Annotated in this window: 10 protein-coding genes; all 10 read right to left on the bottom strand. The window is 43.3% G+C overall.

Annotation, left to right across the window (positions count from 1 at the left end; genetic code table 11):
- Nucleotides 1-100: 100 nt before the first annotated feature.
- Nucleotides 101-1,243 carry an ACR3 family arsenite efflux transporter gene (gene arsB / locus ACEYW6_RS26770; RefSeq protein WP_412982136.1) on the bottom strand — a complete coding sequence of 381 codons (1,143 nt, stop codon included), beginning with the start codon at nt 1,241-1,243 and terminating at the stop codon, nt 101-103.
- Between the two features lie 58 nt (nt 1,244-1,301).
- Entirely contained in the window at nt 1,302-2,564 is a 1,263-nt protein-coding gene (arsJ, locus tag ACEYW6_RS26765; RefSeq protein ID WP_412982135.1) for an organoarsenical effux MFS transporter ArsJ, read from the bottom strand.
- 145 nt (nt 2,565-2,709) lie between these two features.
- Nucleotides 2,710-3,729 (bottom strand): ArsJ-associated glyceraldehyde-3-phosphate dehydrogenase, encoded by a 1,020-nt coding sequence (locus ACEYW6_RS26760; protein WP_412982134.1) that lies wholly within the window; start codon nt 3,727-3,729, stop codon nt 2,710-2,712.
- 191 nt (nt 3,730-3,920) lie between these two features.
- Nucleotides 3,921-4,979, bottom strand: coding sequence for a PstS family phosphate ABC transporter substrate-binding protein (locus tag ACEYW6_RS26755; RefSeq protein ID WP_412982133.1), 1,059 nt, complete (start codon nt 4,977-4,979; stop codon nt 3,921-3,923).
- A gap of 191 nt (nt 4,980-5,170) precedes the next feature.
- Entirely contained in the window at nt 5,171-5,494 is a 324-nt protein-coding gene (locus tag ACEYW6_RS26750) for an ArsR/SmtB family transcription factor (RefSeq protein WP_412982132.1), read from the bottom strand.
- 30 nt (nt 5,495-5,524) lie between these two features.
- Complete coding sequence (locus tag ACEYW6_RS26745; RefSeq protein ID WP_412982131.1) at nt 5,525-6,736, bottom strand: aspartate aminotransferase; 1,212 nt, start codon at nt 6,734-6,736, stop codon at nt 5,525-5,527.
- Nucleotides 6,733-7,926 carry an iron-containing alcohol dehydrogenase family protein gene (locus ACEYW6_RS26740; RefSeq protein ID WP_412982130.1) on the bottom strand — a complete coding sequence of 398 codons (1,194 nt, stop codon included), beginning with the start codon at nt 7,924-7,926 and terminating at the stop codon, nt 6,733-6,735. The genes ACEYW6_RS26745 and ACEYW6_RS26740 overlap by 4 nt, the downstream gene beginning before the upstream one ends.
- A gap of 659 nt (nt 7,927-8,585) precedes the next feature.
- Nucleotides 8,586-9,107, bottom strand: coding sequence for a Ycf51 family protein (locus ACEYW6_RS26735; protein ID WP_190896596.1), 522 nt, complete (start codon nt 9,105-9,107; stop codon nt 8,586-8,588).
- 442 nt (nt 9,108-9,549) lie between these two features.
- A complete protein-coding gene (locus tag ACEYW6_RS26730) occupies nt 9,550-10,881 on the bottom strand; it encodes an O-antigen ligase family protein (RefSeq protein ID WP_412982129.1) in 1,332 nt (443 codons plus the stop codon).
- On the bottom strand, nt 10,863-11,705 hold the full coding sequence (locus tag ACEYW6_RS26725) for a hypothetical protein (protein ID WP_412982128.1): 843 nt from the start codon (nt 11,703-11,705) through the stop codon (nt 10,863-10,865). Before ACEYW6_RS26725 ends, ACEYW6_RS26730 begins: the two co-directional genes overlap by 19 nt.
- Nucleotides 11,706-11,748: the final 43 nt, after the last annotated feature.

The raw sequence follows: 11,748 nt of genomic DNA, 5'->3' as shown, positions 1-11,748 counted from the left end.
ATAGAGCAACAAATTGAGTTCTCCCGTGTCACTGTGTTCTCAACTTGAGACTCCGGAGAGTTTTCTGCACCACTAAGCATTACGAATTACGAATTACGAATTAGAAATTACAACGTGGATCTCGCAATGTTGCCTTTTCCGGTTCTCGTGGGAACCAGGCGGCGGTTCGCTTACAAACCTTAACCAGCATCAACATTACTGGGACTTCGATTAAAACGCCTACCACTGTAGCAAGTGCAGCACCAGAATTTAAGCCAAACAGCATTACGGCTGTAGCGATCGCAACTTCAAAGTGATTGCTAGCTCCAATTAATGCTGCGGGTGCGGCATCCTCATAAGATATATTCAGCTTTAAGGCTGCCACATAACTAATCAAGAAAATAAAATTAGTTTGGATGAATAGTGGCACGGCAATTAACAAAATGTGCAAGGGATTGCTAACAATCAATTCACCCTTGAACGCAAACAGCAAAATCAAAGTAATCAGCAGGGCGGTAATAGCAATTGGACTGAGATACTTGATAAATCTCCGTTCAAACCAGTCTTTACCTTTGTATTTGAAAATCCAATAACGGCTATACATTCCTGCCACTAATGGCAAGCCGACATAAATCAGTACTGACAAAACAATTGTTTGCCACGGCACTATTAAATCATTGGCTGCCAATAACCACCTGCCTAAAGGTGCATACAAAAACAGCATCGTCAGAGAATTAACTGCCACCATCACCAAAGTGTGTCCCTGATTGCCGTAGGAAAGATAACCCCAGAGCAACACCATCGCAGTACAAGGAGCAATTCCCAGTAAAATCGTACCAGCAATGTAGGAATTAGCGATCGCTACTTCGTCACCACGAATTAATTCTGTGCCCGCAATTAACGGACGGAACAACCAACCTAAGAAAAACTGGGCAAATACCACCATCGTGAATGGTTTAATTAACCAGTTGACAACCAAGGTGAGAATTACAGGTTTTGGGGCACGGATAGCATTTGCAGCTTGAGTAAAATCTATTTTTACCATGATGGGATACATCATGAAAAACAGACATACTGCAATGGGAATTGACACTTGATAGATACTCAACGCATCCAGCGTCACCGCCACCTGTGGAAATAATCTTCCTAGAGCAATTCCCGCCAAGATGCACAGAAACACCCAAACGGTGAGGTATCTTTCAAAAAAACTGAGATTACTCCCTGCTTGTGCTGGGGCTGTATTCACTTGCGGATTCCTACTCATGGATTTAAGCCTGAAATTAAAAGCTAATTATTGGAGACAAGGAAGAATAACCAATGCCCTAATCTCCATCTCCAGCTTTCCAGGCGATCGCTTTGCTCGGTTCGGGATCGGGTAGCTTCAAAGAAATCAATGCTGCTGCTAGTACAAAGAACATAGATGTCCACAAACAGCCGACTAAACCGAAAAACTGATATACCAAACCTGACAAAACAGTGCCAGCTAATCGACCACCAGAGTTTGCCATGTAATAAAAACCAACATTCAGCGCTACCTTGTCATCATCAGTAAAAGCCAACACTAGATAAGAGTGAACTGCTGAGTTGAAGGCAAACACTACACCAAAGATCAGGAGTCCGCCAACGATCGCAATATTTGCAGGTATACCTATTTGGAGAGCAAGAGCGATCGCAGCTGGAACTACTGTTAGAGTAAATGTCCAAAACTGGATGGTCTTTGATTCCGGTGGACGGCCAGAACCAAATCGTTGAATCAGTGTTGGCGCTAAGAATTGAACAAGTCCGTAGCCAATTACCCAACAAGCTAAAAATCCACCAACCTGATAGAACGACCAACCTAAAATCTCCCGTAAGAATACTGGTAATGCCACAACAAACCAGACATCCCTAGAACCAAACAGAAAGAATCGGGCAGCTGAGAGAATGTTAATCTCTTGGCTCTTAGAAAAGAGTTGGCTAAACTTGACTTTCTTCTTAATTTTGCCCATCCCTTTAGGCAACAGTAGCCCAGTGAACATAATCAAGAACAGTCCCCCTGCCATAATCCACAGGGAATTGACGAAGCCAACTGAAGCCAGGAGGGCGCTACCGAAAAAGAAGCCAACTCCCTTGAGAGCATTCTTAGAACCCGTTAGAACTGCTACCCACTTAAACAAAGACGACTGCGCATCTTGGGGAACTACCAACCGAATAGCGCTCTTAGAACTCATCTTGGTTAAGTCTTTGGCAATCCCAGAAAATGCCTGTGCCACCATCACATAACCGACTGCAATCCACTGTGCCCAATCTGGATTGAGCCATGAAAGCATCACCATTGAGAAAACCTGTAGCCCGATACCAGTGTAAAGGGTAACTTTTAGCCCTAACTGAGAACCAATCCAACCACCTAAAAAGTTTGTAATAACTCCAAAGACTTCATAGAACAAGAATAAAGAAGCGATTTGTAAAGGGGTATAGCCAATGTTGTTAAAGTAGAGCAACACCAGCATTCGCAAGGCACCATCAGTAATAGTTAAACCCCAATAGGCAAGGGTCACGAGGATATAGTTTTTGAAATTGGCGCTAGAAGCTGTGGTAGAAGCCATGAGGAGATGAGGGAGTGAGGGAGACAAGGGAGCAACAAGAGGGGAAAAGGTTAAAGGTTAAAGGTTAAAGGGTAAAGGATGAAGAAATAAACCCTTTCCCCCTTACCCATTCCCCTTTGCCCTTATTACCAATGCCCAATCATTTTTAATTCTTCAGACTCAAAGCCACCTTACGGGCGAGTCCAACCATCCGGTTGGCATAGCCCCATTCGTTGTCATACCAAGCCAGTATTTTGACTTGCGTCTCGTTTACCACCATTGTGGAGAGGGCATCAATTATGGAAGATCGAGGATCGTCTTTGTAGTCGATAGATACTAAAGGACGTTCTTCATAGCCCAAAATTCCTTTGAGGGGTGCTTGCTCTGAAGCTGCTTTTAGTAAACTATTAATTTCTTCTACTGTGGTGGGTCGCACAACTTCAAACACGCAGTCTGTCAGAGAAGCATTGAGCAATGGCACCCGTACTGCCAAACCGTTGAGTTTGCCGTTCAGTTCGGGATAAATCAACCCGATCGCAGTTGCCGATCCAGTGGTGGTAGGAATCAGAGACAAACTGGTAGCTCTTGCGCGGCGCAGATCCTTGTGAGGGGCATCCACGATGGTCTGAGTATTGGTGTTGTCATGGATTGTGGTAATAATTCCATGTTTAATGCCCAAGCCTTCATGGATCACCTTCACAACTGGAGCCAAACAGTTAGTTGTACAAGAAGCCGCAGTTAACAGATGATGCTTTTCTGGCTGATAAAGTTGGTCATTAACCCCCATGACAATATTCAAGGCTTCTTCCTTCACCGGAGCAGCCACAATTACCTTCTGTACTCCCCGTTTAAAATACGGATCTAGAGTGGCAGGAGTCCTAAACTTGCCGGAGCATTCCAGCACGAGATCAACGCCTAACTCTTCCCAAGGGACTTCACCCGGTTGGGAATACTCACTAAAGCTGAGGGGTGTGCCATCAATGAGAATGCGTTCATCGCTTTGTGCTTCTACTTCCGGTGCCCAACGCCCGTGGACAGAATCAAATTTGAGCAAATGAGCAGCTGTTACTGCCCCGCCTTTAATCTCATTGATATGGACAAACTCAAGCTCTGACCAACCCCAAGCAGCCCGCAAAGCTAGCCGTCCAATTCTGCCAAATCCGTTGATGCCAACACGTACTCTCATCAGTTTTCCTAAGTTTATCTAAATCAACAAAATCTGAGTTTGTGAATGCATCCTCAATTAATGGGTAGCACCAAATTTATTCAATAGTATGTTTGTAGTAAGGACTTTAGTCCTTAATTTTTTAAGCACTAAAGTGCTTACTACGAACTTATCAAAACTTTCTTTTACATCAGTATTTTTGAGTTAAACCACTATTTTTGTGGTGTTTTCAACAAATCACTAATTTGGAAGTTTATCTGCTCTTTGCCTGCAAATACTGTTCCTTCTTTACCAGCTTGAAAGTGTTTTTCTGCCAGTTCATAGGCTTCACTAGGTAAAGGCACATACCCAACCGAACTAGTTGTTATTGGAGCGTACTTTAGGTAATAATCTACAAATTCTTTGAGTTCTGGCTGATTTTGTAAAGACTGAGCATTAACATAAATCAACAAAGGTCGAGCTAATGGCTGATATTCAGCTTTTTCAACAGTTTCAGTTGATGGCAATACTGCTCCTTTACCGCTATCAATTGCAAGAGGTTTTAACCGACTTTTGTTGTCTTCGTAATAAGCAAGCCCGAAATAACCCAAGGCATTAGGATCTGTGCCAACTCCACGCACTAGAGCAAGATCATCTTCACTGGAGATGTAGTCACTGCGGCTGGCTCTCGTTTTACCAACAATAGCTTCTGTAAAGTAATCAAAAGTACCAGACTGACCGCCTGCACCATACAAGTTAATTGGTTTATCGGGCCAAGACGATCGCACTTGGTTCCAACGAGTGATTTTTCCTTGGGCATTTGGCTCCCAAAGCTTTTTCAATTCGGCTACAGTAATATCTTTTGCCCAGGTATTTTCGGAATTCACAGCAACAGTCAGCGCGTCAAAGGCAACGGGAAGCTCGATAAACTTGACACCGTTTTTGTTGCAAGCTTCTATCTCTGCTTTCAGGATAGGACGCGAGGCGTTGCTGATGTCTATCTGTTTGCTACAAAACTTTTTAAACCCCGCGCTAGTACCGGAAAAGCTAACTACAACCTGTCCCTTGTACTGTTGCTTGTTTTGTTGAAACTGGTTAGCGATCACCTCTGCGATCGGATACACTGTACTAGAACCATCAATCTTGATCGCCCTCACCTTTGTCGCATCAGTGACTTCTGTAACCTTTGGCAACGACTGAGTTTGAGTAGATGAATTGGATGTGGCTGTGCAACTTGTCGCAAAAGCCAAAACTCCAAATATGAGAGCTAATTTCTTTGCTATTGCGTTCATTGACCTCACCGTTAGGGGTAATTTTGAAAGTATGTTTATATCATTTCAAAAAAACTTGATGTGTCAATATAAAGCATAGCACTATACATAAAAATTCATCAAAAAAACTTGATGCATTAAATAAATTAATTCAGCGCCAACGGAATCAGTCGTAGTTGACACTTCTAGGGCTTAAAGCTCTAAACTCTTTCTTAATCGCAGCAGGAACGAGCAGATGAAATTATAGAATTATGGCTAAAATCTGCCAGATATTCCTCTAAAACACTAAATTGGGACAGATTCAAACTGTAATAAATCCAGCGTCCTTCCTGACGGGAGTTAACTAAGCCGGCTTCTTTGAGGGTTTTCAGGTGAAAAGATAGTTTCGATTGATTTACCCCCAAGGCTTCGCACAAATCACATACACATAATTCTCGCTTTCGGAGCAATTCCAGCACACTAATCCTGAGTGGATCAGAAAGGGCGTGAAAGCCAGCTGCAATTAAATGAGGAATAGTAGCAGAGGGGGTTTGCATGAATCAGGTTTTGATAAGGTTATGCTATCTCTATTGTGAAGCAGAGACTACAGCTTCAGGTTGATAGCGGATGCCAGCTTGCTTGAAACGGTGTAAAGCTTCACCCAAGCGATCGCAGTCGGCAATCAAACTGATTCTTACATAACCCTCACCTGCAACCCCAAAGGCATTACCTGGGGTAACTACAACGCCTGTTTGCTGCAACACGTTCAGGGCAAAATCTGTGGAACCAACGCCAACGGGACACTTCACCCAAAGATACATTGTCGCCTTGGTTTTGGGGATATCCCAACCCAACTCTCCTAATCCTTGAATAAGGAAATCGCGGCGGGTACGGTAGCGTTGTTGTACCTCGTGCAAATACACATCTGGCAGTTGTAAAGCTGTTTCGGCTGCTTTTTGCAAGGCAGAAAAAATGCCGTAATCCAAGTTAGTTTTCAGTGTCCGCAAACCTTGAATGACATGGCGGTTCCCCACCACAAACCCAACGCGCCAACCAGCCATATTATAGGTTTTAGATAAGGTGTGAAATTCCACACCAATATCTTTCGCACCGGGAATTTCTAGCAAGCTGGTGGGTTGATAACCATCAAACGCTAACTCGGCATAACACAAATCATGCACCAGCAGAATTTCATATTTGCGGGCGAAGGCGACAATTTCTTCAAAAAATTCGCGGGGTGCGGTGGCGGCGGTGGGATTGCTGGGATAGTTGAAATAAAGAATTTTAGCTTGTCTAGCAACCTCATCAGGAATTGCAGCTAAATCAATTAACCAGTCATTCTCTGGTTTGAGAATCAAACTGTGGATTTTCCCCCCTGCGATCGCAGGGCCGCGAAAATGGGCGGGATAAGCTGGGGAAGGAACCAGAACTAAATCGCCAGGGTTAACGTAGGCGATCGCTAAATGGGTTAATCCTTCTTTAGAACCCAGTAGCGGTAAAGCTTCGCTATCGGGATCGAGAACCACACCATAACGGCGATGATACCAGTTGGTGATCGCCCGGCGAAAACTAGCAGTCCCTTCAAACGGAGGATAACCGTGATTGGCGGGATCTTTCAAGGCTGCGATCGCAGCTTCTACGACTGGTGCTGGTGTTGCACCATCGGGGTTTCCCATACCCAAATCAATTAAATCTAACCCTTGTTCCCGGGCTTTAGCTTTTAGTTCATCTAAACGGGCAAATACATAGGGTGGCAGTTTTTGTATACGTTCTGCTGGGACAATCCAATCTAAACTCATGCTTCAACCTCGTCACTCATTCCCTTGGGCGAAACTCGATTCATAGTATCTCTACTATCTATAGGTGCAGTGGTCGAAACCATTGCTGCCATCAATTGTTCTGGCGCGACTTTAAATGGTAATCGATGGATATCAGAATTAGGAACTAGGGCAATTTCAGCGGCTGTTTGCAACTCGCTTAATGTAATATTGCCCAATCCCAAATCACTTAATTTTTGGGGTAGTCCAATTTCTGTGTAGAACTTTAACAACTGTTGCCGTGCCGATGCTGCTAGTTGATTGCCTTGTAGCATTTCTTCTAAACGCAGTTGCACCAAAATTCCAAAAGCAACTTTTTCGCCATGAATACTGCCATGTCCTGAAATATGCGTTAAACCATTATGCACGGCATGGGCAGCAACTGTGCGACACTGCGCCCCTCCAAGTCCACCAACTACCCCGGCGAGTAACACAGTTGCGTCTACGACTTCTCGCCAAACTTCACTACCTGGTTCTTTCAAGGCGGCCGCTGACTTTTGTAAGAGGATATCTCGCAAAACTCGTGCTTGTTGTACCGCAGCAATAATTAAAGTGTCTTGCAAATGCCCACTGCTAACTGAGGCTTCATACCACTTAGCGATCGCATCACCAATTCCAGCTATTAAAGTATGTTGTGGTGCAGTTTTAATCAAGTCATAATCAAGTATCAATAAATCGGGACAATGAGACAGCCCCACGTCGTAGAGAAACGCCCCGTCTTCCGAATAAACATTCGACAAGGCACTCCAAGCTGCACAGGTAGCCCCTGACGTAGGAATTGTTACCACTGGCAACTGTAACTGCTGGGCCAGTAATTTCGCTGTATCTAAAGCTTTACCGCCACCAACACCGATAATTACATCAGCTTTATGTTCTTTTGCCTTCTTCTGTAAAGATTTCAGGCTAACTTCGCAGCAATCTGCACCATAAGAAGCTTGGACATGATGTAACTGTTGCGTTTCTAAAAGTGGTTGCAAATTCTTTCGGCTGATAGCGAGAGTAGATTCACCTGCCACAATTAAGGGACGACTTCCCAAACAGGCGATCTCTGCTGCGGCTGCTTGTAGCACCCCAGAACCACGAATTACTTTTGCAGGGGCAACTGTGAGCGTCAATAACGGACTAGAGGTTTGAGTAGACAAAGAAGGTTGAGTAGAAAGTTGATTAGACATATAATCTAGTTTGCCAAAACCTTGATATTTCTTAATCTAATAGACTTGCAGCCAAGGATACTTGTTGCCATGCTTTTTTCAGGATGGCTACAAGCTTGCATCTGACTCAACTAGGTTTTAACCGATTTAATAAAAAAGACAAAGCCCATCGCCAACTGGTTAAGCAAATTGACGACTTTGCTTGAATCTGTGATGTCCATTAGTCTGAAATTCCGAACTATCAAAGTTTTGAATAACCGTATAATTAACATTACCATTCTCAGATTCTCAAGAAAAGTCATTGAGAACTGAATAATGTGTCGATGGTCATTGTCAGCTATGGATAAGTACTTAGGTACATACATCTATCTGTATGCCTCCACAGCCAACTCATGTGCCGCAAAGACTTGTGAAAATGGCAACAGTGGTAATTAGAATAACAACTGAAAAATCACAACTATCAATACCCATTACCTGCACGCTGATTGACTTTTACCCACAGTGGAACTACTAGAGTGTGAATATCTTAATCTAAATATAACTATTAATGTATCAGTAAATACAAAATAAATTTTGTCATCCTGATAACAGGTAAATTATTGTGTGCTGTGAAATGGGTCAGAGGGGATAAGGAGAAACTTCTACAAAAATTCCTCCCTGCTCCCCTAACTCCGTGCTTCTTAAGCGGTGGGTTTTGGCAATTGGGCGAAATTGTCTGTGTAAATTTTGACTGTGACTGGGGAATTTTGACGAGAAACGAGCGATCGCTTGGCCTCACCCAAGTAAACTGGTACAGAAGTCCCTGGTTCTGGGTGGATAATGGTACGGGCGCGAACTGTCAACTTTTCGTCTTCCCGTGTACCTGAGCGACCATAAGAAAACAAATTACTGGCTGCTTGACGTAAAGTTGCTTCTAATTGTGTGGGTGTAATTTGGGGTGATGTGGCAATCACCGCTTGTGTTGACCCATTGTCATAAACTAGAGTGTACCGGGCTGCTCCTGGAATCACAGTCCGACTCAATGGGACTATCGAAAGTCCAAATAAACCACCCGTCAGCACCAGCATAAAGCCAGTCGTACCCACCAGGCGAAAGCGGATGCCCCATTTGAGAATAAAAGCCAAAACTGTTAAGGCAGCAAATACCAAGGTAGCTATGCCTGACCATTGGGTGTACTGAAGAAAGTCAGCTGTTGTGAGCATAAGGTTGGTTATGGATGCGTCTTTTTTTCGTTACCGACACACCCATTTTACCGAGAGCTTACACTATAGAGGTTATCGTAGTCTTTAATTCTCCGTTTTTCACATACAAATAGATAGGCTTTAGCGGGTTACAAAGACCTAGCTTAATTTCAATAATCATGTTTTATACTTCTTTATAAAAGATAAAAATTTTGAGATATCCCGTCAAATTCAATATCTTTTAAAATTATGTTTAACTGAATAAAAATAATAAAAATACAAAAGGGCACCTACAAGAGATGCCCGTTATGCAGGAAAACCCCAAAGGGTTGTCCCTACACCTTCCCAACAATCAGCAACAGTGACTAATTAGGTATTAGTCACACTCACAGTCACAGACGTGAATATAGTAATCTTATTAACTTAAAACTATAAATGTCCCCAGTGCATACACTGAAAACAACTAATGCCTAATTTTGATGATATCCAGCCTGTGTTGTTGATTGTAACCATGTACTACTCCACAAATAGCAGCCAAAATTAACCATGAAAGCGTATTCAATCGAAAATCGAAAAGGGTTACATCTACTGTATTCAATAGAACCCACCCAACAAAAGCCAGAAAATAACTGAAAAATATCAATCTGTCTTCTGTATTTATATATTTTGACTTTCGCAATAATTGACCGCCTGAAATCAAAATCCAAGCAAGTAAACCACAAAATAAAAAAGTACTGGGAAAACCAGTTTCAGCAGATAACATCAAAAACAAATTATGGGGATGACCTAAGGGAATCTGCATCTTTGCTCTGTAGAGTCCACTAAAACTGCGTAACCCCCAGCCAGTCCAAGGATGTTCTTGAGCTAAAGACCAGGCAAACTGCCACTGAGTTTTTCGCATTAAAGCAACTGGTCTATCTGGATACATATCGTCATTTAATCTTGCCCAAAAGAAAGCAGGAACTACCCGGCGAAAAAATTGAGCGACTGGTGAGGGTGCAAAAGCTGCCAAAAGCACACTAGAGACGATCGCAGCCACACCACCCATAAGAATGCGCCAACCTTGGTAGAGTGCATAAGCTAAACAGGCAAAAATAGCGATCGCCCACCCATTGCGCGAGTTGGTAAAAATCAAGGCAATGAAATTTGTAATCATCGCCACGGTTAGAAAGAGGAGGGGGAGAAATGATTTTTGACTCTTGACTCTTAGTTGCTGATAGTTTTCTAACCACAACCCTAGACCAAGGATGAAAACTATCACTAGATAAGCTGCGAAAGTGTTAGCGTGCAAGAAGAGTGAGGCTATGCGACCTGGCGGATTTCCTCCTGGTGCGATCGTCCAATCCAACACAATCCACAAAATCTCTAACTTCAAACTCCAGCCCAAAAATAATTGCCCCAAGCCAATAATCACCATCGGCATAGAACCGATCACCAAAATCCAGGTCATTTGCCGCAATTGGACAAATGTTTGAATTAGAGCGCTATGGGCAGCGAAAAGTAAAAAAAATGGTAATAAATTAAATAAGCCGAGGAAAGCTGCTGTCTTGTCATCGGCAAATCCAGCACTCACGATTAGCAACACACTCAAAAGGGCAAATCCCCAATTGAGGGGGCGGCGACTAATTTTGCGGTATTGTTTCAACCAAGTTATTAATGATACAAAACCTATAGTCACAGCCCCCAATAAAGGACTCAATGGGAAGATTAACAGTGCCCATAGAGAGTAGTTCCACGAAAATTGCCAACGAGACTTGAAATAGTCAAAAACCTTGTTCAAGCTGGTTCCCAACATTCCTCACGAGTGAGGCGAATTTGAGCTAAAGCGAAAATAGTAGGGATGATCCGACCATAGTTAGTGGCGATCGCTCTCCACCCTAAATCCGCAAAAAACCAAGTCCACATTATCGGCCCAATCACGGCAAACATACTGCGGGCTGCCCCATAACGAGCAGCATTCACAGTCATACCTCGTTGGGCCATTCGCATAGCTACATAGCTTTTAAACTGCGTTGTAGCTACTTCTGAACCTGTAATAGCCGCTTGTTTGGCTACTTCATAGGTAGCAAAGTGGATGGCAAATTGACGGGCAATTTGCTTAAGCACAAGTGGCTGGAGAAGAGAAGTCACCGCTAATGCACTACCGCCTTTGAAAAGTAACCCCAAGGGGTCACGCTGCAATAAAAGTGGTAGCGGTTCTTTTAGTTCTGATTTGACAAGATGACGCTGCACTCGTAGAGTCAATTTCTGCTTTTCTTGTTCAGGCAATTTTTTCCACACCTGTCCTAGTAGATGCAAAAATACTTCTGCTTCTAAATCAATGGTTGCCAGTTGATTAGAATAGGAAATTTTTAGATACTTACATACTTGAACTAAGGCTTGTCGGTAAGTTACCTGGCCTGTGCGTCCCCGCAATACCGTCATTCCATCTGCTGCCAAAAAACGAAAGCGACCCTCTAGTGCGTCTAGCCAAGCTTTGCGGTCTTGGCTTTGCACTTCGATGGGTTCGGGTGTGTGTACATAGTCTAGGGGATTGAACTTACGACTAAATAGAATTGCCGTTAAGTCTTGCAATTCTTCTTCGGTCGCTAACTCTAGCGCCGCCCTCATCTCATCCAATTTCCCTTCCTCCCTTCCATGCAGCTTTCTGTACCTTATTCTA

The sequence above is a fragment of the Nostoc sp. UIC 10607 genome, from assembly GCF_047228265.1.
GTDB classification, from domain to species: Bacteria; Cyanobacteriota; Cyanobacteriia; order Cyanobacteriales; family Nostocaceae; genus Nostoc; species Nostoc foliaceum_A.
Note: the sequence above shows the minus strand (reverse complement) of the source record. Positions and strands in the feature narration are given on the sequence as shown.

Bases quoted from the DNA above. Each gene is read 5' to 3' on its own strand.
- ACEYW6_RS26730 (WP_412982129.1), bottom strand. From the start codon at position 10,881: ATGTTGGGAACCAGCTTGAACAAGGTTTTTGACTATTTCAAGTCTCGT.
- ACEYW6_RS26740 (WP_412982130.1), bottom strand. From the start codon at position 7,926: ATGTCTAATCAACTTTCTACTCAACCTTCTTTGTCTACTCAAACCTCT.
- ACEYW6_RS26750 (WP_412982132.1), bottom strand. From the start codon at position 5,494: ATGCAAACCCCCTCTGCTACTATTCCTCATTTAATTGCAGCTGGCTTT.
- ACEYW6_RS26745 (WP_412982131.1), bottom strand. From the start codon at position 6,736: ATGAGTTTAGATTGGATTGTCCCAGCAGAACGTATACAAAAACTGCCA.
- ACEYW6_RS26755 (WP_412982133.1), bottom strand. From the start codon at position 4,979: ATGAACGCAATAGCAAAGAAATTAGCTCTCATATTTGGAGTTTTGGCT.
- arsB (WP_412982136.1), bottom strand. From the start codon at position 1,243: ATGAGTAGGAATCCGCAAGTGAATACAGCCCCAGCACAAGCAGGGAGT.
- ACEYW6_RS26760 (WP_412982134.1), bottom strand. From the start codon at position 3,729: ATGAGAGTACGTGTTGGCATCAACGGATTTGGCAGAATTGGACGGCTA.
- ACEYW6_RS26735 (WP_190896596.1), bottom strand. From the start codon at position 9,107: ATGCTCACAACAGCTGACTTTCTTCAGTACACCCAATGGTCAGGCATA.
- arsJ (WP_412982135.1), bottom strand. From the start codon at position 2,564: ATGGCTTCTACCACAGCTTCTAGCGCCAATTTCAAAAACTATATCCTC.